The 23,897-nt window shown below is 27.9% G+C and carries 26 protein-coding genes; 19 read left to right on the top strand and 7 right to left on the bottom strand.

Annotated features, from left to right (window positions below; genetic code table 11):
• Nucleotides 1-21 precede the first annotated feature (21 nt).
• Nucleotides 22-1,629, bottom strand: a complete 1,608-nt coding sequence (locus tag CRV03_RS09510; RefSeq protein WP_129084905.1) for a cation:proton antiporter — start codon at nucleotides 1,627-1,629, stop codon at nucleotides 22-24.
• Between the two features lie 162 nt (nucleotides 1,630-1,791).
• On the opposite strand from CRV03_RS09510, the gene CRV03_RS09505 reads away from it, so the two are divergent.
• The 12 genes from CRV03_RS09505 to CRV03_RS09450 all read left to right on the top strand — a co-directional run bounded on the left by CRV03_RS09505 (nucleotide 1,792) and on the right by CRV03_RS09450 (nucleotide 13,142).
• Nucleotides 1,792-2,469, top strand: a complete 678-nt coding sequence (locus tag CRV03_RS09505; RefSeq protein ID WP_129084904.1) for a DUF502 domain-containing protein — start codon at nucleotides 1,792-1,794, stop codon at nucleotides 2,467-2,469.
• Nucleotide 2,470: 1 nt separating this feature from the next.
• A complete protein-coding gene (locus CRV03_RS09500) occupies nucleotides 2,471-3,508 on the top strand; it encodes an AI-2E family transporter (RefSeq protein ID WP_129084903.1) in 1,038 nt (345 codons plus the stop codon).
• Between the two features lie 2 nt (nucleotides 3,509-3,510).
• Complete coding sequence (locus CRV03_RS09495; protein WP_129084902.1) at nucleotides 3,511-4,488, top strand: 6-phosphofructokinase; 978 nt, start codon at nucleotides 3,511-3,513, stop codon at nucleotides 4,486-4,488.
• Nucleotides 4,489-4,561: 73 nt separating this feature from the next.
• Nucleotides 4,562-5,404 carry a class 1 fructose-bisphosphatase gene (locus CRV03_RS09490; protein WP_129084901.1) on the top strand — a complete coding sequence of 281 codons (843 nt, stop codon included), beginning with the start codon at nucleotides 4,562-4,564 and terminating at the stop codon, nucleotides 5,402-5,404.
• A 144-nt stretch (nucleotides 5,405-5,548) separates the two neighbouring features.
• Nucleotides 5,549-6,331 carry a TOBE domain-containing protein gene (locus CRV03_RS09485; RefSeq protein WP_129084900.1) on the top strand — a complete coding sequence of 261 codons (783 nt, stop codon included), beginning with the start codon at nucleotides 5,549-5,551 and terminating at the stop codon, nucleotides 6,329-6,331.
• A gap of 1 nt (nucleotide 6,332) precedes the next feature.
• A complete protein-coding gene (modA, locus tag CRV03_RS09480; RefSeq protein WP_129084899.1) occupies nucleotides 6,333-7,079 on the top strand; it encodes a molybdate ABC transporter substrate-binding protein in 747 nt (248 codons plus the stop codon).
• Nucleotides 7,076-7,477: a molybdopterin-binding protein gene (locus CRV03_RS09475; RefSeq protein WP_129084898.1), complete on the top strand. Its 402-nt coding sequence runs from the start codon at nucleotides 7,076-7,078 to the stop codon at nucleotides 7,475-7,477. The genes modA and CRV03_RS09475 overlap by 4 nt, the downstream gene beginning before the upstream one ends.
• Nucleotides 7,470-8,171: a molybdate ABC transporter permease subunit gene (gene modB / locus CRV03_RS09470; RefSeq protein ID WP_129084897.1), complete on the top strand. Its 702-nt coding sequence runs from the start codon at nucleotides 7,470-7,472 to the stop codon at nucleotides 8,169-8,171. The genes CRV03_RS09475 and modB overlap by 8 nt, the downstream gene beginning before the upstream one ends.
• On the top strand, nucleotides 8,168-9,019 hold the full coding sequence (locus CRV03_RS09465; RefSeq protein ID WP_129084896.1) for an ABC transporter ATP-binding protein: 852 nt from the start codon (nucleotides 8,168-8,170) through the stop codon (nucleotides 9,017-9,019). Before modB ends, CRV03_RS09465 begins: the two co-directional genes overlap by 4 nt.
• A gap of 5 nt (nucleotides 9,020-9,024) precedes the next feature.
• Nucleotides 9,025-9,876 carry a ModD protein gene (modD, locus tag CRV03_RS09460; protein WP_129084895.1) on the top strand — a complete coding sequence of 284 codons (852 nt, stop codon included), beginning with the start codon at nucleotides 9,025-9,027 and terminating at the stop codon, nucleotides 9,874-9,876.
• Nucleotides 9,877-9,985: 109 nt separating this feature from the next.
• A complete protein-coding gene (locus CRV03_RS09455; protein ID WP_129084894.1) occupies nucleotides 9,986-10,342 on the top strand; it encodes a DUF2237 family protein in 357 nt (118 codons plus the stop codon).
• Between the two features lie 16 nt (nucleotides 10,343-10,358).
• On the top strand, nucleotides 10,359-13,142 hold the full coding sequence (locus CRV03_RS09450; protein WP_129084893.1) for a DEAD/DEAH box helicase: 2,784 nt from the start codon (nucleotides 10,359-10,361) through the stop codon (nucleotides 13,140-13,142).
• An 8-nt stretch (nucleotides 13,143-13,150) separates the two neighbouring features.
• Here CRV03_RS09450 and CRV03_RS09445 read toward each other — a convergent pair whose 3' ends face one another.
• The 3 genes from CRV03_RS09445 to CRV03_RS09435 form a co-directional block, all read right to left on the bottom strand.
• Nucleotides 13,151-14,788, bottom strand: coding sequence for a sensor histidine kinase (locus CRV03_RS09445; protein ID WP_129084892.1), 1,638 nt, complete (start codon nucleotides 14,786-14,788; stop codon nucleotides 13,151-13,153).
• Nucleotides 14,789-14,973: 185 nt separating this feature from the next.
• Nucleotides 14,974-15,471: a nucleoside 2-deoxyribosyltransferase gene (locus CRV03_RS09440; RefSeq protein ID WP_129084891.1), complete on the bottom strand. Its 498-nt coding sequence runs from the start codon at nucleotides 15,469-15,471 to the stop codon at nucleotides 14,974-14,976.
• A complete protein-coding gene (locus tag CRV03_RS09435; RefSeq protein ID WP_129084890.1) occupies nucleotides 15,468-15,815 on the bottom strand; it encodes a nucleotide pyrophosphohydrolase in 348 nt (115 codons plus the stop codon). Before CRV03_RS09435 ends, CRV03_RS09440 begins: the two co-directional genes overlap by 4 nt.
• Before the next feature lie 63 nt (nucleotides 15,816-15,878).
• On the opposite strand from CRV03_RS09435, the gene CRV03_RS09430 reads away from it, so the two are divergent.
• Nucleotides 15,879-16,880, top strand: a complete 1,002-nt coding sequence (locus tag CRV03_RS09430) for a tRNA pseudouridine(13) synthase TruD (RefSeq protein ID WP_129084889.1) — start codon at nucleotides 15,879-15,881, stop codon at nucleotides 16,878-16,880.
• Nucleotides 16,881-16,889: 9 nt separating this feature from the next.
• Here CRV03_RS09430 and CRV03_RS09425 read toward each other — a convergent pair whose 3' ends face one another.
• From CRV03_RS09425 to CRV03_RS09415, 3 genes are read right to left on the bottom strand one after another with little or no spacing between them, the layout of a single operon-like run.
• Nucleotides 16,890-17,375, bottom strand: coding sequence for a hypothetical protein (locus CRV03_RS09425; RefSeq protein ID WP_129084888.1), 486 nt, complete (start codon nucleotides 17,373-17,375; stop codon nucleotides 16,890-16,892).
• A gap of 24 nt (nucleotides 17,376-17,399) precedes the next feature.
• On the bottom strand, nucleotides 17,400-18,377 hold the full coding sequence (locus CRV03_RS09420; protein ID WP_129084887.1) for a hypothetical protein: 978 nt from the start codon (nucleotides 18,375-18,377) through the stop codon (nucleotides 17,400-17,402).
• A gap of 9 nt (nucleotides 18,378-18,386) precedes the next feature.
• The gene (locus CRV03_RS09415) at nucleotides 18,387-18,968 is read right to left on the bottom strand and encodes a tetratricopeptide repeat protein (protein WP_129084886.1); all 582 of its coding nucleotides are present in this window, start codon (nucleotides 18,966-18,968) and stop codon (nucleotides 18,387-18,389) included.
• Between the two features lie 112 nt (nucleotides 18,969-19,080).
• Here CRV03_RS09415 and CRV03_RS09410 point away from each other — a divergent pair, with 112 nt between their 5' ends.
• The 6 genes from CRV03_RS09410 to CRV03_RS09385 are packed head-to-tail and all read left to right on the top strand — an operon-like array spanning nucleotide 19,081 to nucleotide 23,896.
• On the top strand, nucleotides 19,081-20,370 hold the full coding sequence (locus CRV03_RS09410; RefSeq protein ID WP_129084885.1) for a S41 family peptidase: 1,290 nt from the start codon (nucleotides 19,081-19,083) through the stop codon (nucleotides 20,368-20,370).
• A 14-nt stretch (nucleotides 20,371-20,384) separates the two neighbouring features.
• Nucleotides 20,385-21,098 carry a phosphoribosylaminoimidazolesuccinocarboxamide synthase gene (gene purC, locus CRV03_RS09405; protein WP_129084884.1) on the top strand — a complete coding sequence of 238 codons (714 nt, stop codon included), beginning with the start codon at nucleotides 20,385-20,387 and terminating at the stop codon, nucleotides 21,096-21,098.
• 16 nt (nucleotides 21,099-21,114) lie between these two features.
• Nucleotides 21,115-21,360: a phosphoribosylformylglycinamidine synthase subunit PurS gene (gene purS, locus CRV03_RS09400; protein WP_129006712.1), complete on the top strand. Its 246-nt coding sequence runs from the start codon at nucleotides 21,115-21,117 to the stop codon at nucleotides 21,358-21,360.
• A gap of 4 nt (nucleotides 21,361-21,364) precedes the next feature.
• Nucleotides 21,365-22,036 carry a phosphoribosylformylglycinamidine synthase I gene (gene purQ / locus CRV03_RS09395; RefSeq protein WP_129084883.1) on the top strand — a complete coding sequence of 224 codons (672 nt, stop codon included), beginning with the start codon at nucleotides 21,365-21,367 and terminating at the stop codon, nucleotides 22,034-22,036.
• The gene (locus CRV03_RS09390) at nucleotides 22,036-23,235 is read left to right on the top strand and encodes a hypothetical protein (RefSeq protein ID WP_129084882.1); all 1,200 of its coding nucleotides are present in this window, start codon (nucleotides 22,036-22,038) and stop codon (nucleotides 23,233-23,235) included. Before purQ ends, CRV03_RS09390 begins: the two co-directional genes overlap by 1 nt.
• Entirely contained in the window at nucleotides 23,219-23,896 is a 678-nt protein-coding gene (locus CRV03_RS09385; protein ID WP_129084881.1) for a 1-acyl-sn-glycerol-3-phosphate acyltransferase, read from the top strand. The genes CRV03_RS09390 and CRV03_RS09385 overlap by 17 nt, the downstream gene beginning before the upstream one ends.
• Nucleotide 23,897 lies beyond the last annotated feature (1 nt).

Here is a 23,897-nt window from a genome sequence, read left to right as displayed (position 1 = left end):
TATTTACTGAAAAATCAAAAGTTAATTATTAATCTCTAAACTTTTTTGAACGATTAAATTTGCAGTCTCTTGTTGAGCATGAATAAAGTTTCTAATACTTAAGTTTTTAAGATATTTTTTTTCACTAACTGAATCAATTTTTACTATTAAGTTTGCATCTTCATCATATTTTAAAAGGGCTTCACAAATTAAAGCTTTTTTTGAAAGATTACTAAGGGTAATTATAATACTTGAAGCATCTTCAATTTGTAGTGACTCAATTACAGGAAGTTTTTCTAAGTGTCCAAAATATGCTAGGTAGCCTTTTTTTCTAGCCAATAAAACGTGTTTTAGATTATCTGAAATTATTACAAACTCTTTATTCTCTTTTTCTAAATCCCTTGCAATAATTCTTCCTAAAGTTTCATATCCACAAATTACAATATGGTTTTTCTTATTAATTGGTGTAATTTTATCTGACTCATAAAACTCTGTAATAATAAATGAAGATAGTTTATAAATATTATTTACTATAAATGGAGTTAAAATCATAGATAAAACTGTAACTAAAATAAGAAAGTTACTTAAGTTCTCTTCTAATAAACCATTTGATGCAGCAAGTGCAAAAACAGCAAAAGAGAACTCTCCAATTTGACAAAGAGCTAGGGCTGATTTTACAGAATCACTCTTATTTGAGTCTTTTCTTACAATTAAATAGATAACTAAGGCTTTAGTAAACATTACTAAAACTAAAACAATAAGTAGATATAAAATATTCTCTACAAAATATGAGATATCTATTTTAGTACCAACAGAAAAGAAAAAAGTACCAAGTAATAAGTCTTTATAACTTGCAATATCTGACTCTACTTTTATATGATATTTTGTTTCTGCAATAATCATACCTGCAATAAAGGCTCCAAGCGAATAAGTAAAACCTAACTCATGGGCTAAGATTGAAGCTCCTAAAACAATAGATAAAACTGAAGCTAAAAATAGTTCTTCTAGTCTTGTATTTGAAGATAATTGTAGTAAATACCCCATTATTTTTTTACCAACAGTAAACATAAAAAGAATAATCAATAGTGCTGAAACAAAAGTTTTTAATAAAATTGCTTCAATTGAACTTCCACTTGTTGATAAAAAAGTAATCAAAAGTAAAATAGGAATAACAGCTAAATCTTGGAAAACCAAAATAGCCGTTGATTTCTCACCATAAGGTGTATAAATATCCTTTGATTGTTTTAAGTAGCTTAATACAATCGCAGTAGATGAAAGTGAAAATGCTAAGGCAATAATCAAAGATGAGGTAGTATCTAAACCAAAAATATATCTAGTGATTAAAAATATTATAACAGCACTAACAGATACTTGTAAAAAACCATTTGCAAAAAGAAGTTTTTTCATTCTTTTGATTTTTTCTAAAGGCATCTCAAGACCAATAGTGAACATTAGAAAAACAATACCAAACTCTGCTATTAACTCTAGAGTATGTAGAGTACTCTCTTCACCTAAGTTAAATATTGTTGCAACAATAGTTCCTGTTAGAATATATCCAATTATATGGGATATTGATAATTTTTTTAATAGTAAATTTAAAACCGTTGCTAGGGCAAGGGATACAAATAATATAAATAGTGTATTTTCCATGGTTAAATTTTATCTTAAAAAAATAACAAATTTAATTAACAGCTGTATATTAAATATTCAAATTGTATTATTCTTAATCAAAATATGATAATTGTATATATTTTTTAGTGAAAAAAGTACTCTAAGTAGCTATAATATTCTTTTATTGAAAGAAGGAAAGAGATGTTAAAAAAATATTTTTCCCATGGAAAAGATCATGTAATAACAGTTATTTTAAAAGGACTTTTTTGGTTAGCTCCAATTGCAGCTATTACTATAATCGTAATTTGGATTTATGAAAAGATAAATCAGTTAACTGGAAGTATGTTTGAATTATTTGGTTTTGAACCTGAAAAATTTCCTTTTTTATGGACAATTGTTGGTGTGATTTTAATGGCTTCTTTTGCATATATTCTAGGAGTATTTGCAGAAACAAAATTAGTTGAAATTATTCAAAAGATATATTCTAAAATACCAGGTTTCTCAACTATAAAAGAGTTAGTAAATATTTTTAATACTTCAAAATCTGGTGAGAAAAAAGTACTTGTTGTTTTAATCTCTGGTTTCTCTAAAGATGATTATAATATCGGATTAATGTATTCAACAAAAGAGTCTGTACTTAAAGACCATTATACGGTTGTTTTATCAATGACGCCTATTCCAAATGGTGGATATATGTTTGAAGTACATAAAGACAAAATTAGAGTTATAGAAGAAGCAACCTTTGATTCAAATTTACAGTATCTTTTATCAATGGGAGTTAAGTCTTTAGCTGATATAGTAAATATTGAACCTAAAAATATAGAAGAGTTTAAAACGTTATCACAGGTTCTAGAAGAAAACAACCAAAAGGAACAGTAGTTTGGATGCAATAAATATAAGACACTATTTTTTTTATTTAGCTACTTTGGTAGTAATAATTGCAGGTTTAAAAGTTGCCAGTGAAATTGTAGTTATACTATTTTTAGCAATATTCATTTCTTCAATTTTTTCTACACTTTTAAGGTTTTTAGAGAAAAAGCATATACCAAGAGTAATCTCATATGTTTTAGTAATTTGTATTTTTGTATTGATATCTTTACTTTTAGGTTATATTGTTAATAACTCTTTGAAAAACTTTATTGAAAATATACCTCAATATGAAAAGCAGTTGCAAGGCTTAGTTGTAAACACAATTGCTTTAGGTGAGAGTTATGGAATAGCAGTAGATAAAAAAATGATTTTAGATGCACTTAATTTTAGTTCATTTTTTGGTTTTACAACGAATATAATTGGAAGTATTGGAACTTTCCTTTCTAAGTTTTTACTTATAGTTATTGGGGTTGCATTTATTCTTGCAGAATCAAAATCCTTTGAAAAAAAGTTAAAAGTTATTTTCAAACAAAAAAGAGAAGAGTTAGAACACTTTAATCAATTTTCACACAATATTCAAAAGTACTTTTTAGTAAAAAGTACAACAAGTTTTTTAACAGGATTTATAATAGCTGTAGGACTTATAATCTTTGGTGTTGATTATCCAGTACTTTGGGGTGTAATTGCAATGCTATTTAACTTTGTTCCAGTAGTAGGTTCTATTATTGCAGCAATTCCAGCAGTACTTTTATCACTTGTTAGTGTAGATTTAAATACAACAATTGCACTAATTGTATTTTATGTTACTATCAATATTTCAATTAGTAATATTATTGAACCTAAACTTATGGGAAAAGAGTTAGGTTTATCTCCTTTAGTTATCTTCTTCTCACTTATTTTATGGGGATGGGTTTTAGGAATAGTTGGAATGTTCTTAGCGGTTCCTATTACAATGACTTTAAAAATAGCCTTTAGTTCAAATACTAGTACTCAATGGATAGCCGTTTTAATGTCAGATATAACAACTAAAAAAGAGAAAAAAGGTTAAAAATGGCAATAGCAATATTAACTTCTGGTGGAGATTGTGCAGGAATGAATCCTGCAATTAAGCAGTTTGTAGATTATTGTTTTACAAAAGGGATTAAACCTTTTTTAGTATTTGATGGACTAGAAGGTTTGATTGATGGAAATATAAAAGAAGCTACCTTTGATGATGTTGCTGGAATTATGCATGAAGGTGGAACTAAAATAAGGTCTTCAAGGTCAAAAAGATTTTTTGAATTAGAGTATAGAAAACAAGCCTATGAAAACTTACAAAAACATGGAGTTGATAAGCTTATTATTTTAGGTGGAGATGGTTCTTTTAGAGCTTTAAATCAATTCTATAAAGACTTTGGTGTAAAGTTTGTAGGAATCCCTGCAACTATTGATAATGATATTTTTGGAACAGAGTACTGCTTAGGTGTTGATACAGCACTGAATATTATTAGAGAAGCAACGGATGCTATAAGAGATACTTCTGCTTCATTTAAAAGAGCTTGTGTAATTGAGACTATGGGAAGAGATTGTGGATATTTAGCTTTAGTTTCAGCAATTACTTGTGGGGCTGAGGTTTGTATGATTCCTGAGCTTGATTATGATTTAGATGTTATAGGAAAAAGATTAAAAGAAGAGCTTAAAAATGGAAGAAAATATATAGTTTGTGTAGTGGCAGAGGGATGTTCTAAAAATAAATGTACAACTACGAATGAACTTGTTAGATGGCTTGAAGAAGATGTAGGAATTGAAACAAGAGCAACTATTTTAGGTCATATACAAAGGGGTGGAAATCCAACAGTATATGACAGACTTATGGCATCAGAGTTTGTGACTTTTGCAATTGATGAAATCTTTAAAGAAGAGTTTACAAGTAGTGTGATTGTTTATAATAAGGGTGAGTTTGAGTTTGTATCAATTGATTATGTGAACTCTTCAAAGTATGAGATAAAAGAAGAGTTGCTTAACCTAGCAAAGAGATTAGTGAACTAGCCTTATAGGGCTTTAATCAATTACTTGATATTATAAATACTAATTAATTAAAAAATAAAAGAGGCTAAAATTTATGATTGCAGTTTTTAATGCCATTACAAATATTGCAGAAGATATAGAAAAAAACGTATTTGTTGATTGTGAAAAGTTTTTATCAAGTGGACTAAATGACCAACAAATGCATGATAGTGTTCATGATTATTGTTCAAAGATTATTGAAAGAGAGTTCAAAAGAGTAAAATCAGTTCATGGTTTTATTGGAAAAGACAATAAAGAGTACACAACAATAAATGAAAATGGAAAATACAAAATCTCTTATGTTGCTATTGATAATGTAGATTTATTAGATGTTGATTTTTCACTAGGAACTATTTTTGGAATTTATGAACATCAAATGGATGCTTTCCACTTAAAAGCAGCTATGTATATTACTTATGGACCAACTTTCCAATTAGTATTTGCTTCAAAATCTGAAGGTGTAGTTTACTTCTCTTATGAAGATGGTGAGTTTATAGAACAAGACCCTTTAACTTTAGAGAAAAAAGGAAAAATCAATTCTACTGGTGGAGTTGCTAGTGAATGGACAAAAGAACATAAAGAGTTAATAGAAAGCTTTTTTAATGAAGGATATAGACTAAGATATTCTGATTCTTTAGCTTTAGATACTCATCAGATTTTATTTAAAAGAGGTGGTTTATATTCATCTCCTGCAACAAAATCTTTCCCTGATGGAAAACTAGAAGTACTATTTGAAGCCTTCCCTATCTCATATATTATTGAGCAAGCAGGTGGAAGAGCAATTAGTCAAAAAGGTCGTATTTTAGATATGACAAATGTAGAACTACATGATAAAACACCAATTTATTTTGGTTCATCTTCTGAAGTACAAAAAGTAGAAGACTCTTTAAGTAACTAGTATGTAGCTTTTAGGCTACATACAAAAATATAAATAATTAGATTCAATATGTATTAAGGTATATAACGCTACGATTTTGATGCATGAATCTTTTTTTTATGCAACGCGTTGTTTACTATAGTATATAAAGAAAAAAGGAATGCCTTGGAAATTTCATCAAATTTGACCCTAGAACTATTAGATCAACCCTTTTTGTTAGAGAAAAGGATTGATCTTCTTTTTGCAATACAAAAATGTGGTTCAATAAGTAAAGCTGCAAAAGAAGTGCCTATGAGTTATAAAAAGGCATGGGAAGCAGTTGATACAATGAACAATCTATCTTTACAAGCTGTAGTTACTACAGAAAAAGGTGGTAAAGGTGGAGGTGGTACTTCATTAACTCCTTATGGTGAGAATTTATTGAAGACATATCTATTGTTAAAACAAGAACAAAAAAGTTTTTTAAATAGATTAAAACAGATGACTGATATAGATACAGGAACACTTAAAACAATAGGGAGACTAGCTATGCAAATTAGTGCCAGAAATCAAATACAAGGTATTGTTGAGTCAATAATACTTTCAGAAGTTAACGCCCAAGTTCTTATTAAGTTAAAAAGTGGAAATACGCTAGTCTCTAGTATAACTAAAGCTGCTGCTCAAGATTTAGATATAAAAAAAGGTGATGAAGTTACTGCATTTTTTAAATCAAGTAATGTACTTATAAGTACAGATACAAATATTGCTTTAAGTGCTAGAAATAAATTTGATGGAAAAGTTTCGGCTATTACTAAAGATGTAATAAACTCTGAACTAGTAGTTGATATAGGAAATGGAGATTCTGTAGTATCTGTAATTACTACAAACTCCATTAAAACATTAGACTTGAAAGAAGAGATGCCTGTGTGTGCAATCATAAAATCAAGTGATATAATGATAGGAAAATAAGATGAAAAAGTTTTTGTTTTTGTTGTTTGTTTTAACTTCAAGTTTAGTAGCAAACACAATAAATATTGCAGTTGCAGCAAATGTAAGTTATGCAATTGATGATTTAATTAAAGAGTTTAATAAACAAAACCCTAATACTAAAGTATTAGTTACTTTAGGAAGTAGTGGTAAGTTAACAGCTCAAATAAAAAATGGAGCTCCATATCAGCTATTTATGGCTGCAAATATGAAGTATCCAATTACTTTAGATAATGATGGGTTAAGTTTAACTAAGCCATTGATTTATGCTCAAGGAAGTCTTGCACTTTTAAGTTCTAAAAAACAAGATTTTTCAAATGGAATAAATATTGTAAGTGAAGAAAATATTGAAAAAATAGCAATAGCAAACCCTAAAACAGCTCCTTATGGAAAAGCTGCGGTTGAAGCTTTAAAAAATGCAAAACTATATGAAAGTATTGAAAAGAAGTTTGTATATGCTGAGTCAATTTCTCAAACTGTTTCTTATGCAATTACAGGAGCGCAACTTGGATTTATTGCTAAGTCATCTTTATATAGTGATAAGATGGCAAAGTATAAAGAAGGAATTAATTGGACCGATGTTGACCCAAAACTATATACACCAATTAATCAAGGGATTATTATTCTAAAAAATGCTGATAAGAATAAAGAAGTAAAAGCTTTTTATGACTTTATTTTAAGCGAGAAAGCAAAAAAAATATTTAAAGAGTTTGGATATTTAGTACCATGAATAAACTAGAGGCAATAGTTACAAAAATAAAAAGTAAACAGAGTTTAAATCTAGTCTCTTTTTCATTTAATACAAACACTCTTACAATGATTAGTTTGGATTTAGATGAGAAGGTGAAAGAAGATAAAAAAGTTCTATTGAGCATAAAACCTACAAACATAACCTTAGCAAAAAACTTTGAAGGACTTTTAAGTTCTTCAAATAAACTCCTTGGAAAGATATCTAATTTAGAAATAGGTGAATTACTAAGTAGCGTTATATGCGATGTAAATGGAACACTAATTGAAGCAGTTATTACAACAAACTCTTTGGAGAAAATGAACTTGTTTTTAAATGAAGATATAGTTTTATTATTTAAAGCGAGTGATTTAGCAATAATGGAGATAAGTAATGATTGAAGCAATTACAAATCTAGATTTAAACCCTTTGCTAATTTCATTTAAATTAGCCCTTATCACTACTATCATACTTTTTATTTTTTCTTTGCCTCTAGCTTGGTATTTATCTCAAACCAAATCTAGGGCAAAACCCTTTATAGAAGCAGTGACAGCTTTACCAATTGTATTACCTCCTTCTGTAATAGGTTTTTATATTCTTTGGTCTTTATCTATTAATTCTCCTGTGGGAAGCTTCTTTGATGAAGTATTAGGAATAAAACTTGTATTTAATTTTACTGGTGTTGTAATTGCTAGTTGTTTTTACTCTTTGCCTTTTATGGTTCAACCTTTACAAAGTGGTTTTGAAAGTATAAATAAAAATATGCTTGAGGCAAGTTATGTAGCAGGAAAAAGTAAATTTGAAACTTTAATTAAAGTAGCTTTACCAAATATCAAACCAGCACTTATGACAGCAACTATAGTAACTTTTGCTCATACAGTTGGAGAGTTTGGAGTTGTTTTAATGGTTGGTGGAAGTATTCCTGGGGAAACAAAAGTTGCAGCAGTTGCTATTTATGAGTTTGTAGAGATTATTGATTATAGTTCTGCTCATATTTATAGTGCAATTATGTTGATAATTAGTTTTATAGTTTTACTTTGTGTATATATTTTCAATCAAAAATATAATAAAAAATTTACTGGATTACATAGATGATAGAAATAGATATAAAAAAAGAACTTCATGGCTCACAAGGGGCTATGAATCTTGATGTAAATTTAAATATTAATAATAAAGATTTTATAGCCTTAACTGGACTTAGTGGAAGTGGAAAAACAACTCTGCTTAGAAGTTTAGCTGGACTTGAAAAGGCAGAAGGAATTATAAAAGTTGATAATGAAATTTGGCAAGATGAAAAAGAGTTTTTGCCAGTACAAAAAAGAAAAATAGGTTTTGTTTTCCAAGACTATGCACTTTTCCCTAATATGACAGTAATAGAGAATCTATTTTTTGTAAATAAAGATAAAGAGTTAGCAAGTCATCTTTTAAAAATAACAGATTTGGAAGCCTTAGCAAATAGATTACCAAATAGTTTAAGTGGTGGACAAAAACAGCGTGTAAGTCTTTGTAGGGCTATGATGAATAGACCAAAACTTCTTTTAATGGATGAACCTTTATCTGCATTAGACCCAAATATGAGAATTAAACTTCAAGATGAGATATTACAACTACATAAAGAGTTTGAAACAACAACTATTTTAGTAAGTCATGACCCAAGTGAAATTTATAAACTTAGCAATAGAGTAATTGTTTTAAAAGACGGAAATGTTGTAGATGATGGAGATGCGAAAAGTGTGCTACTTAAAACAAGTGGAAGTGCAAAGTTCTCTTTTGAGGGAAAAGTTCTTGATATTGTAAAAGTAGATGTGATTTATATTGCAATTATAGCAATAGGGCAACAACTAGTTGAAGTAACAATAACATCAAATGAAGCAAAAGAGTTAAAAGTAGGGCAAGATATTCGAGTAAGTACAAAAGCTTTTGCTCCTACAATAAAAGGTTAAACAATATGCTTACTTTTAGTGATAGTGAATTACAAGAGTATATAAAAGAGGATTTACCATATTTTGATTTAACCACTCATCTTCAAGAGTGTAAAGATAAAAAAGCAAATCTAAAAGTTTTTACAAGGGAGGATATTATTGTATCTTCTTCAAAGGAAGCTGCAAGAATTGCCGAACTTTTATCTTGTAAAGTAAACTTCTTTGTTTCAAATAGAACTAAACTTACAAAGGGTGAAACAATATTAGAGTTTGAAGGGGACTATAATAATGTTCATCAAGCTTATAAATTAGTGCAAGTACTTTTAGAGTATAGTTGTAAAATAGCTACACAAACAAATAAGATGCTAATGCTTATAAAAGAAGTTAATCCTTCTTGTGAACTTCTTACAACTAGAAAGAGTTTTCCATTTTCTAAAAAGTTTTGTATAAACTCAATTTTAAATGGTGGTGCTATGCCTCATCGTTTAGGTCTAAGTGAAACTATACTTTTTTTTAAACAACATAGAGAAATATATAGTTCAAATAAAGAGTTTTATCAACAAATAAATAAGTATAAAAAAATGGCACCAGAAAAAAAGATTATAGTAGAGTCTTCTTGTTTTGATGATATAAAAGCTTTAATGCAATATGGAGTTGATGTTATTCAAATAGATAAAGCAAGTCTTGAGCTTATAGAAGAGGTAATTGAGTATAAAAATAGATACTGTTATGAGAATATAAATATATTAGCAGCAGGTGGAATAAATATCTCAAATGTTCAAGATTATGCTAAAACAGGAGTAAATGGTATAGTAACTAGTTTTTTATATAATTGTGGAATGGCAGACTTAGGAACAAAACTTACTATCATAGAATAACTCTCAAATAATAAAAATTATAAAAAGATAAATTTATTAATACAGTTTAGAAACTTTTTTTATCCTAAAGTTTAAAACTATAAAATCGTGACAATTAAAAGGATAAAAAATGCAAACAAATATTTTAGGAACAAACTTAAGCGTTTGTTGTACTTCTCCAATGACAGGTTTTTATAGAGATGGAGTTTGTCGAACAAGCCCAGAAGACCATGGAACTCATACAGTGTGTGCAATCATGACAAATGAGTTTTTAGAGTTTTCTAAAAAACAAGGTAATGACTTAACAACACCAGTACCACAGTTTGGATTCCCTGGTTTACAAGAGGGTGATAAATGGTGTTTATGTGCTTTAAGATGGAAAGAAGCATACGAAGCAGGGTGTGCTCCTAAAATAGATGCTGAGGCAACATCAAATGCCACAACTAAATTTATAAAAAAAGAGATACTTTTAGAGTATAAAATCTAAAAAGGAAATCTCTTTTTTGAAAAATCTTAAATTAATAACAAATTCCCAAGATAGTAATTTTTATAATCAGTTTGTATCCTTGTTAGACTCATGTAAGAGTTTTTATTTTAATGTTGCATTTATAAACTATTCAGGACTTCAACTTATACTTCAAAACCTAAAAAAGTGTGAACAAAGAGGAATTAAAGGAAAAGTCTTAAGTTCTACATATCTTAACTTTACAGATGAAAAAGCCTTAGAAAAAATAAAAGAGTTTGAAAATATCGAGCTTAAGATATTTGATAGTGCAAATAATCAAATAGGCTTCCATCCAAAAGCTTATATCTTTGAGTTTGAAGATGAGTATAAACTGTTAATTGGTTCTTCAAACTTAACAGCAAGTGCTTTTAAATCAAATATAGAGTGGAATATTAAAACAGTTTTAAAAAAAGAAGATGTTTTTATAAAAGAGCTTTTTTCTGATTTTAATAAACTTTGGGATAATTCAATATATGTAGATAAAGAGTTTTTAGATGAGTATAAAAGTTTTAAGTTAAAACAAGAGCCAATACAAAGTTTTACACGAAAAGAGTTTAGATTAAATCTTATGCAAAAAGAGGCTTTACAAAGGCTAGACTTTTTAAGAAATAGTGGTGAAAATAAAGCCCTTGCAATTGCATCAACAGGAATAGGAAAAACTTTTTTAAGTGTCTTTGATATAAAACAGTTTGATGCAAAGAAAGTATTATTTATAGTTCATAGAGAAGATATCTTAATTAGTGCTAGAAAGAGTTTTGAAGCTGTAATTAAAGACAAAACTATGGGCTTTTTTACGGGAAATAAAAAAGATACAAAATGTGAGTTTATTTTTGCAACAATTCAAACACTAAGTAAATACTACAAAAAGTTTGAAGCCCAAGAGTTTGACTATATAGTAGTTGATGAGGCTCATCATATAGCAAGTAAAAGTTATGAGTGTGTAAAAAGCTACTTTAAACCAAGGTTTTTATTAGGACTTACAGCAACTGCAAATAGAACTGATGAGGTTTCTATTTTTGATTTTTTTGATGATAATTTAGCCTGTGAAGTAACTTTGAATGAAGCTTTAGAAAAAAGCTTAGTAAGTTCTTTTCACTATTTTGGAATTGAAGATATAAAAGAGCTTGATTATGAGAATATTGATTTAACAAATATAAAAAAGCTTTCAAAGTTTTTGATGATAAATAAAAGAGTTGATTTTATCATTGAGAAGATGAACTTTTATGGGTTTAGTGGAGACAAAAGAAGAGCCTTAGGCTTTTGTGCTTCTAAAGAGCATGCAAATTTTATGAGTGAAGAGTTTAATAAAAGAGGAATTAAAGCAACAGCCTTAACAAGTGAAGACTCTATTATAAAAAGAGAAAACTCTATTAAAAAACTGCAAAGTAGTACGAATGAACTTGAAGTTATTTTCACTGTGGATATATTTAATGAAGGTGTTGATATTCCAAATGTAAATACTGTTTTGATGCTTCGACCTACAAACTCTTCAATTGTATTTGTACAACAGCTAGGAAGAGGATTAAGAAAAAATAGTGATAAAGAGTTTTTAACAGTACTTGATTTTATTGGAAATCATAATAGAGCTTATCTTATTGCTTTATCACTTGTAGGTAAAAAACGTTTTGATAAAGATAGTATAAAATTATCACTAAACAATAATTTCTCAAACTTTCCTAATGCTCATATTATCATGGATGAAATTGCTAAAAGAAGAGTTTTAGAACAAATTGAAAACGAAAACTTTAATAGTTTGAAATATTTAAAAGAGCAGTATTTAGAGTTTAAAACTTCGCAAAATCTAAAGACTATTCCTAGACTTAGTGATTATATTCATTATGATGAATATATAGATATCTTAGACTTTATTTCTTACTCTAAATCCTACGAAGAGTTTATTTGTAAAGTTGAGAAAAATAGCCCTTATAAAAAAGCATGCGAAGATGAAAACTTTGTAAAAGCTCTTAGGTTTATTCAAGGCTTGATGCCAATAAAAAGAGTTTATGAATTTGCAATTTTAAAGTATCTAATATCAAATAAAGAGACTTCTATTTCTTTTGCACTTGAGTATTTAAAAAAGTATTTAAAAGAAGTTAGTGAAGAAACACTTATTCATAGTTTTAGATTTTTAGATGAGCAGTTTTTTGATTCTGCTCAGAAGCAAAGGTTTTTGAAACTTGCTACTTTAAAAAGAGATACTTTATCTAGAACTAAAGAGTTTGATGAATTATTAGCAAGTGATTTTAAAAGAGATTTACTTTTAGATTCTATAAATTATGCTTTAATAAAATATGAAAAAGAGTTTGGTGTAAAGAACTATGGTTTACCATTTTTAAAACTTTATGAAAAATACAATATGTTAAATATCGCCCAATTATGCAATTTTGATAAAATTCATAGCTCTTTTAGAGGAAGTGGTTTTTTAAAGTTTAAAGATGATTTCTTCCTTTTTATAACTATTGAAAAAGATAAGTTTACAAAGGGTGCCAAGTATGAAAATGCTTTTCTTTCAAAAGAACTTTTTACTTATTCAAGTAAGCCTTCTATGAGTTACGATAAAGGTGATGGAAAAAGACTTATTGAAAACAAAAAACACGCAGTTAAACTTCATATCTTTGTAAGAAAATTTTCACATGTTGATAAAAAGGTTCAGCCTTTTATTTATTTAGGATTGGCAAATACCAAATCTTATAAAAATGAAAAGCCAATAGATTTAGAACTAAAACTTGAAACTCCTCTTACAAATAATCTTTATGAAGAGTTTACAAAAGTTGTTGAGTAAGTAGTTTACTATAAGGGAATAGTTATAGTAAACTTTGCTCCTTTTTTAGTATTTTCAACTTCAAGCTGACCAAAAAGGTGCTTCTCTACAATAATCTTACTCATATATAAACCTAAGCCTGTTCCATGAAACTGATGTTTTGTAGTGAAGTATGGGTCAAATATTTTAGGTAATACATCTTTTTCAATGCCTTTAGCATTATCTTCGATAGTTATTTTGAAGTTTTTATTTGTTTTTATTAAAGCAAGTGTAATTGTTCCATCTTCTATTTTTCTTTGAAGAATTACATCTTTGGCATTGTTTAAAATGTTGATTAAAACCTGAGCTAACTCTTCTGCAACAAGCTCAACTTTAATAGGGTTTTCATAGTCGATATTATTTATAAGTTTAATATGACTATTTTCTAAACTTGCTCTTACAATTTTTAGTGTCTCATCTATTCTTTCTTGAATCACAATCTCTTTTGTCTCTTTTTCTTCTTTAATAAAGTCTCTAAAAGTATCAATTGTTTCTGAAAGATATTTTGTATTTGTAACTATTGTATCTGTAAATTCTGGGATATCATCTTTTTCTAACATATCAAATTCATGTTTCATTTTTAGACCACTTGCAGCAGTACTAATAGTAGATAAAGGCTGTCTCCATTGGTGGGCAATGTTTCCTATCATCTCACCCATTTGAGCAAGTTTCATCTGCTCTAATAGCTGTTTGTCTTTTTTGATAATTTTATTTAAACTATTTTTTTCAGCAATACTTCTTGATATTAAAAAATATAGAGCTAATAAAATAGACAGGTATAAAAATATTAAAAGTAGAAGTATAAGTTTATAGGTTTTTTCTAAATTACTAAGTCCATCTTCTTTACTTAATATTGCTAAAAAAGCCTCTTGTTTATTTCTAAGTTTATTCATAATTGGAATAGTTGTAACTATGATATTATCTTTGTTTATAAAAATAGAGTTAGCTTTATTTTCCATTGCTTCTTTATATATTTTAATAGACATACTTTTACTTGGTTTTAAAACTAAAATATCTTTTCTTGAAACGTCTCTTAATTCAGTTAAGATATTTGTATTGTGCAAGAAACCATCAAAATGAGCAGCTTTGTACTCTTTAGTAGTTTTTAAATACTCTTTTGAAAAGTTATCATCTTTAATAATAAAGTTTGTAAGAACATAATATTGCTTCATTAGTGAAGAAGTAATTGCTTGTTCACTAAAAGTAATATTTAAAAACCCAACAACTTCATTTTCTACTTTAATTGAATATAAAAAGTTAAAACCTGTATCTTCATCTTTTACTTCAAAGCTATCCATATCTTCTTTATTATTTTTTACAAAATTAAAAGCTCTTTTATTTTCATTCATAGAAGTTTTTGTTAGGGGTTGTTTCATGTCTAAAAAGATTTCACTATTTGGAAGTATAAAAGTAATATTTGTAAGCTTTTTATCATCTAAAGTATTAAATCTATTTAACACTTTGATATATAGTTCTCTTTTTATCTCTTTTTTTTCTTTTTCTGTTTTATTATTTATATATTTAAATTCATTTTGTACATCTGTAAGTTTTAAAAGACCTGTAAAAACAACATAAGAAAGCTCTTTATATTGGTCATAAATAGTATGATAAGCTCTTTCGTATGTCATTGTTTTTTGGTTTAGGTGATACTCTTTTGTTTTTGTAGAAATGTAGTCAAAAATAACTAAACTAAAAGCAGCTAATAAAACAAAGATTATTGTAAAAAGGCTTCTTAAATTTTTTATTTTTTGTTTAGAACTAATTTGAATGGAGTCTTCCTTTAATAATTTTTGTGATTATACTATTTAAATATTTAATTTTCTAAAATTTTTAGTACATCTTCAAAATCACCTACTACTATTGTTTCAACAGAGCATGCAATCATTAAGTTAACAGGGTAGTCAAAGTCTTCTATAACTCTTCCTTGTAAGTCTATAAAACCATCTTTACTAGACATTTTTTCTTCACTTGTGAACTGTTCTTGGTAGCTATTATGTCTATGTAAATAACCATAGACTTTTTTGCCCTTTGCAGTTGCATAACCACACTCCCAAACAGTTCCACTATCACTCTCTTTTCCTCTAAAAGAATTAAGGTTTGCAATTACTATATCACAAGAGTCAATTAAATTTTTGTTTGCTTTGTATATATCTTTTGCAATTTTCTTTTTCTCTTGGTTAAAGTCTACAACATTGTCTAATGGATATAAACCTTCATACCCATACTCTTTACAAAGATTAGAGTATCTTTTTCCTATGTCTTTTGAGTCTTGTTCAAAAACGTCAGGTCCTGCAATATATATCTTTCTCATTTTTTCTTCCCATAATCAATTTTATTTCCATTTTCATCAAGTAAAGGATATTTTTTTTCATTTTTTTTCATTTTTTCAATAATTGCTTCTTCTAAATCAATATCTAATTTCATACACATTCTTATTAAATAAACAGCAATATCTGCAATCTCTTCTTTTGCATGAGTCTTTTTATCAGAATTTAGATTTTGTGCTTGTTCTAGATCTAACCATTGAAAGATTTCAACTAGTTCAGAGGCTTCTACGCTTAAAGCCATAGCTAGATTCTTTGGATTGTGAAACTTTTCCCAATCTCTTTTTGTGGAAAACTCTTTAATAATTGTTTGAATTTTTTCCATATCCATACATTAAACCTTTTAAACAATAAGATTGTTATATAATACCAAAAATTTAAAAAAGAAAAGTAAATGATAAAAAGAGAATTTATACAAAACCATAAAGCAATAAACTTTAAGTTTTATCAAAATCCAGATGATTTTATTGTAGTAGAAAACCCTATAAAGTTCACAAACAAGGGAAACTTTATTATTGCAAAAATAAAGAAAAAGAGTCTTGGAACTTGGGATTTATTAGAGAGTTTATCAAAGGGCTTAAAAATATATGAAAATGAGTTAGGTTATGCAGGACTAAAAGATAAAAATGCAACAACAACTCAGTATATATCTATTCCAAGAAAATATGCAAAAGATTTAAAAAAATTTAGACATCCAAAAATTGAAATCAAAGAGACTTTTTTACATAGTACTAAACTAAATATTGGTGATTTAGAAGGTAATAGTTTTGAGATAAGACTACATGATGTAAAAGAAGAAGATGTTTTTAAAATAGAGAAATTATTAAAAGAGATTTCAAAAATTGGTATGCCAAACTATTTTGGTTTTCAAAGATTTGGTCATGAGGCTAAAGAGAACCTTGATAAAGCAAGAAGATATATTTATGGGGATTTACTTATAAAAGATAGAAAACTAGCAAAAATGCTTGTTTCTGCATATCAAAGTGATTTTTATAATAAGTGGTTAGTAGAAAGAGTTAATAAAAGTGAAAATGAGTTTGAACCTTTAGATGGTGATGTTTTTAGAGAGTATAAAAATGACAAGTTCTTTACACCTAAGAAGTTAAATGAAACTATCATTCAAGACTTTTTAAATAAAAAAATAGTTCCTACAGGTTTACTTCCAGGAAGGCATGCTTTTAGAAGTATTACAAAAGCTAGAAAAATTGAAGAAAACTATGATGATACATATATTCAAGAAAAAGGATACAGAAGAGATGCTATTGTTTATCCTAAAGATGTAAGCGTAAAATATAATAAACAAACATCAAAATGTACATTGAAATTTACTTTGCCTAAGGGTTCTTATGCAACAGTTTTAATTGAGAATATAGCAAACAGAAATCTAAAAGCTTAGGTTTCTTGTTTATTTCTTTTCAATAATTTCGAACTCTTCTTCTGAAGGTTCACTTTTTGAAATAGCAGTGTTTTGTGGTTGAGAGATTATTTTCTGTACGTTAAGTACTTGATTTCTATCTACAAGGCAAGTCATCTCTTTTTCTGATAAAGAGCCTCTTTCTGAGTCTTTTTCTGAGATTTTGAAAGTAACTTCCATATATTTCATCTTTCTAACAAGATGCATAACAATAAGAGAAAGAAGCACAATAATTAAAATTATTGTTGCTCCTAAAATAAGAGTTAAGTTGATTACATTCTTTTCTCCATCTTCTATACCACCTAAAAAAGCAACACGTACAGAAAGTAGTAGTAATCCAATGATTGCTATAAAGATTGCCAGTAAAGTTCTTGCACTTTTTATATCCCATTGCTTCTCTTTAATAAAATCTACATATTTCCATGTAAAAATCATTGAGATAAGAATATAAGAAATAAAAAGTATAACCGTTGACATCTAAAGCCTTGTTCTCTTTTTAATTTATTTTAGAATGATGAATTCATCATCATAATAAATAGTATCTTCTAATGCAATTACTTTTTTCTCTTCGTCAAAGTCTAATTCATAAATTGCATCTGTTTTAAAGTCTTGTGAAATCTTGATTAAATAACCTTGAGATTCTAAGGCATATAAAGATTCACCATACGCTAAAGAGTAAATTTTTGCAAATTTATATTTTCTTCTATCTACAATATTTAAAGAGATATCAGTTTTAATAATTTGTCCATCAATAGTTGCAATGTAAATATTTTTATCTTTTGTAATAATATCTCTAACATTGTAATCTTTAAGATTTACAGTTCCTTGTCCAACAGAGATTACTTTATTTGCAGTTGCTGCAACAAGTGTATCATCTACAACATCTAGGAAAATGATATTGTTAAATTGTCCATTTGGATCAACAACAATATTTCTAACAATTTTATTGTTAGAATCAGATACAACAATAATCTTTCCATCTAAAGTAGGGAAAAGAATAATATTACTCATAAAGTAAGGGTTTGCAATTCTTGTATCATTTACAAAAGAGTGAGTGTAATACTCTTTTAATAAAGTTTTCTCAGTATTCATATCATATAACATGATTGAATTATCAGAGAATAGTAAAGCAAGTTTATTATTGTTTTTAGAAGCTGCTACAACTACTGCATCAACTTTAATCTCTTTTTCTCCAACTAATACAGTATCTTTATAGTTAGAAGCAATAACAGTATCATCTACAATATTTAAGAATTTGTATCCTTCAGGTATTTTAAATTGAGAAACACCTCTTTTTGTAATAATATCTTGGCTATCTAAAGTCGCCCCATCTTTGTTGAAGTAAGAAATACTTCCATTTAAAGCTTTTGACTCAGATAGTTCGTAGTCTCCTGCAGTATTTTCTGGTTCAAAGTACTCTTTTGAAGAACATCCTGCAAATACAAAAAGTAAACTTGCAAATAAAATTAAGTGTTTCATTTATTTTCCTTATTTTGTAACTAGATAGTGTTTTAATGCTGTAACTAAGTTATTAACTTGTGAATCAGCTGGGATAAGATTTAAAGTTGCTTTTGCATCTTCATACTTTCCTTCTTTTGCTTGAATTAATGCTTTATTGAAGATTGCAAACTCTTTTAATAAAAAGTCTTTTTCCATTGAAACTTCATTTAGTTTATCAATATTTTGTTCTTCTAAAGCTTTTTGATAAGCAACAAGTTGTTTAAAGTATCTAAGTTCAGTTTCGTTGAACTGTCCTTTTTCTAATGATTGTGCATAAAGTGCAACTTCATATAGTTGTTGGCTTTTATCTTTTAATGTACTCTTAGCTTCTGCATCATCTGGATTTTCCATTAGTTTATTAAATGCAATATTCGCGTCTAGTTTATTTGAAGCTTGAATAGTTTTTGTTGCATATAGACCAATAACTAAACCAATTATTACGATTAGTGCTAAGATAATAATTATCTTATATTTTTTGTAAAATCTTTCAACTCTAACGAAACCTTCTAGGAATTTCTCTTCGCTATTTAGTTCTTCTTTTACATAGTCAACATTTTCTTTAAGACTCATTTAAAACCTTCATTTAAATTTAGGTTTAAATAATACAAAAAAAATTATAAAACCTTACTTTTATGAAAATTTTTATATAATCGTGTTCTTATTAAAGAATTAAGGTTGATTTATGAATAGGTTTATATTAATTTCATCGATTGTTTTACTACTATCTCAATCAATTTTCGCGAATGAACAAACGGAAGAAGAGAATAACCAAAGTAGGTTTGAGTCTCTTTCAAAACTAACACAAGTTATTGGTACTGTTGAAAAGTATTATGTTGATGATATCAAACTTCAAGAGATTGTTGATAAGGCACTTAAAGGTCTTATGCAAGAACTAGATGCACACTCTACATATTTAGATAAAAAGTCATCAAAAGAGATGAGTATTCAAACTCAAGGTGAGTTTGGGGGTCTTGGTATTACTGTTGGTATGAGAGATGGAGCATTAACTGTTATTTCTCCAATTGATGATACACCAGCTTATAAAGCAGGGGTAAAAGCAGGGGATATTATTTTAAAGATTGATGATAATTCAACTTTAAATATGACACTAGATGAAGCTGTTTCTCTTATGAGAGGAAAAGCTAAAACTCCTATTGTTTTAACAGTTGTTAGAGAAGGTGAAAATAAACCAATTAAGATTGATATTATAAGAGATATTATTAAAATTCAATCAGTATTTTCTAAAACTATTGAAAATGAAGATTTATTATATGTAAGAGTTTCAAGTTTTGATAGAAAAGTTACTACAAACTTAAAAAAAGCTATTAAAAATAACCCAAAAACAAAAGGTATTATTTTAGATTTAAGAAACAACCCAGGTGGATTATTAACACAAGCAATTGGCGTTGTTGATTTATTTGTTGATGAGGGAGTAATTGTTTCTCAAAAGGGAAGAAATAGCGCAGAAGAAGAGAAGTTTAATGCAACAATTGCAGAGACTATGACAGATGTTCCAGTTGTAGTTTTAGTTAATGGTGGTTCAGCATCAGCTTCAGAGATTGTAAGTGGTGCTTTACAAGACCATAAAAGAGCTGTTGTAATTGGTGAAGAGACTTTTGGAAAAGGTTCTGTTCAAGCTATTTTACCAATCACACAAGATAGAAGTGAAAATATTAAAATTACTATTGCAAAATACTATTTACCAAGTGGAAGAACAATTCAAGCTAAGGGAATTACTCCTGATGTAATTTCACATGAGGGTGAAGTTGTTAGTGAAAAAAATGCAGAGTTTAAATTAAAAGAAGCAGATTTAAAGAAACATTTAGAAGTTGAGCTTAATAAAGAGAATGGCGTAAAAAAAGATAAAGAAGAAAAAGAGAATAAGAAAACTTTAACTGAAGAGGATATCACAAAAGATAACCAATTAAATACAGCTATTGGTATTTTAAAAAGTTTAATAATAATGAAATAAAAGGAACAACACAGATGAATAAAACTGAGCTTTTATATGAAGGTAAAGCGAAAAGAATTTGGAAAACAGAAGATGAGAATCTTTTAATTTCTGAATTTAAAGATGATTTAACAGCGTTTAATGGTGAAATGAAGTCTGAAGAGGCTGGTAAGGGTGCATTAAACAATAAAATCTCTACAGAATTATTTAAATTATTAAATGCAAATGGAATTCAAACACACTTTGAAAAAATGCTTGATGACAATAATATGCTTCATAAAAAATGTAAAGTTATTGCAATAGAAGTTATTATTAGAAATATTGCAACTGGTTCTTTAACAAGAACTTTAGGTATTGAAGATGGAACAGTTTTACCATTTACTTTAGTTGAATTTGACTATAAAAATGATGCTTTAGGTGATCCAAAGATTAATGACCAACATGCATTACTTTTAGGACTTGTAAATCATCAAGATGAGTTAGACAAACTAAGAAGAGTAGCTAGAGAAATAAACGATATTTTAAGACCTTATTTCTTTGAAAAGGGATTAAAGTTAGTTGATTTTAAATTAGAGTTTGGTTATGACGCTAATGGAAATATCATTTTAATTGATGAGTTATCTCCTGATAACTGTAGATTTTGGGATGTAGAGTCAGGTGAATCTATGGATAAAGATAGATTTAGAAAAGGTAAGGGTGGACTAAAAGTTGCCTATGAAAACGTATTAAATAGAATTTTAAATAAATAAGAAGGAAAGAGATTAAATGAAAGCAATCGTAAATGTAGCATTAAAACAAGGTGTACTTGATGATCAAGGTAAAGCGACTCATCACGCTTTAGATACTCTTGGGTTTAAAGAAGTAGTAAAAGACGTAAGAATTGGTAAACAAATTATTATGGAATTAAACTCTTCAAATGAAGAAGATGCTAGAAAAGAAGTTACAGAAATGTGTGAAAAGCTTCTTGCTAATACTGTAATTGAAGATTATCAAATCGAAATAATAGGTTAATATTATGAATGTATCTGTATTACAATTTCCTGGTACTAATTGTGAATATGACACAAAATATGCTTTTGAAAAACTAGGTTGTGAAGTTACTATTATTTGGCATAAGGATAAAGAGATTCCAGCTAATACTGATTTATTAGTTATTCCTGGTGGATTCTCTTATGGAGATTACTTAAGGTCTGGTGCAATTGCTAGATTTGCAAATATTATGGAATCAGTTCAAGACTATGCTGCAAATGGTGGTAAAGTTTTAGGTATTTGTAATGGTTTCCAAATTCTTTTAGAAGCTGGATTATTACCTGGTGCTATGAAAAGAAATGATTCTTTACATTTTATTTCAAAATACAACAACTTAAAAGTTATCAATAATGATAATACTTTTTTATCTCTACTTAAAAAAGATGAAGTTGTAAATATTCCAGTTGCTCACCATGATGGTAACTATTTTATTGATGAAGCAGGATTAAAAGAGCTTGAATCAAATAATCAAATTCTTTTAAAGTATTGTGATGAAAATGGTGAAGTTATGAACTTAAATGGTTCTGTAGCTAATATTGCAGGTATCTGTAATAAAGATAAAAATGTATTTGGTCTTATGCCTCACCCAGAAAGAGCAATGGAAGAATTACTAGGTTGTGATGATGGTGTTGCAATGTTAAAAGGGTTCTTAAAATAGTGAAAAAAATAGTAGTATTAGTTTTTGTTTTATTTAGTGTAGTTTTTTCAAATGACTTTGTCAAAGAAGAGAGTTCTGTATTTAATGGTACAAACGATAGAAACATAAATACTATAAATAGATTCACACAAGAAGAAGGCTCTATAACTGAAGGTGCTCAAACAGCACCTTTAGTTGTAAGTAAAAACTTATATCTATCATATAAAAACTATCCAAAACATATCTATAAAAATCAAAGATTTGAAGTTGATGTTAAAGCATTAATTACAAGAAATAATTATGATAGAATTGAGACACACTTTATAGATGGTGTAAATATGCTACCTTTAAATGCTCAAAGTCAATGGCAACTTGAAGGTAACACAAAAAATGTATATGAAAATAAATACTATTTTAAAGCTTATGATTCTAACTTTTTATTACCAACAATAGAAGTTAAACTTTTCGATAATAATGTTTTAGTAGAGAGTAGAAAGCTACTTCCTCCTAAGATAACTTTCTCAGAAGTAGCAAAAGCAGATACAATATTTTCTAATGTAATTGCAAAAGAGTTAACAATTTTAAATACAAAAGCAAAGCAGTATACAAATAAACAAGCTTTAGCAATTATAGATTTAGAAGCTACTTTTTCAAACTTTGAAGATTTTTATATCAAAGGTTTTGAAGAACAAGGTGTAACTTTAATAGAAGACAACTATCCAAATCAACATATGATTTATTATGTTGTTATTCCTATTCATCAAAAAACAATTGCCTTTAACTATTATAATACAGATTTAAAAAGATTAGAGAAAATAACTATACCTATTAAATTTGAAGAAGAGTTAGTTAGTACTCAAACAGATTTAAACCCAAATAACTCTAGTTTTGAGTTTTACAAAAAAGTAGCAATAGGTGCAATCGCTGTAATTTTCCTAATATTATTTGTTTGGAAAAGGTCATATATTTATTTAGTTTTATTCTTAGTGTTTGCAATTGCATTTATGCTATTTGCAATGCCAAATAAAAGTATAAAATTAAAAGAGAATAGTGTAATTTATATTTTACCTACAAAGAACTCTACTATTTTCCAAAAGATGTCAAATCAAGTTTCTGTTGAAGAGATGAAAAGAAAAAATGGCTTTGTAAAAATCATGTTTAAAAGAGGCGAAGATAAATTTATTGGATGGGTAAAGGAAGACGATGTTATCAAGAATTAGAGGAATAATTGTTCTTATTCAATTTTCTATAACAGTTGCAATTGTTGTTGTTGCAATGTATCTGTTTAGAAGTAAAACCCATGAAATAATCAAAATTTGGATGAAGATTCAAATTTATTTATTAGGAATAAAACTTGAAATCGAAGGTGAGATAGATGAATCATGTGATATGGTTGTAATGAATCACCAAAGTCTTTTAGATATTATTATTATGGAACATATTCATGCGAGAAACTTAGCATGGGTTGCTAAAAAAGAGATTTCTGACCTTTTCTTTTTTGGTCATATCATTAAAGCTCCAAGAATGATCTCTATTGATAGAGAGAATAAAGCAGGTATTATTCATCTTTTAAAAGAAGCAAAAGATAGACTTTCAAAAGGACGTCCAATTGCTATGTTCCCTGAAGGAACTAGAAGTGATGGAAAGCAGATGCTTAAGTTTAAAGCAGGGGCTCAAATGCTTGCAAATAAACTAAAACTAAAAGTACAACCTGCAATTATTCTAAATACAAGAGATATCTTAGATTCTCAGTCATTAAAACAAAAACCAGGGGTAGTAAAAGTTAAATTCTTAAAACCTGTTCAGGCTGAAAAAGGAACTACTTGGTTTGAAGATTTAGAAAAAGAGATGAACCAAGTATTCGAGCAAGAGACAAAGTAAA

Origin of the sequence: Arcobacter sp. F155, from assembly GCF_004116455.1 — a bacterium.
GTDB lineage: Bacteria > Campylobacterota > Campylobacteria > Campylobacterales > Arcobacteraceae > Halarcobacter.
The sequence above is the reverse complement of the archived record's forward strand: the minus strand, read 5'-3'. Positions and strand labels throughout refer to the sequence as shown.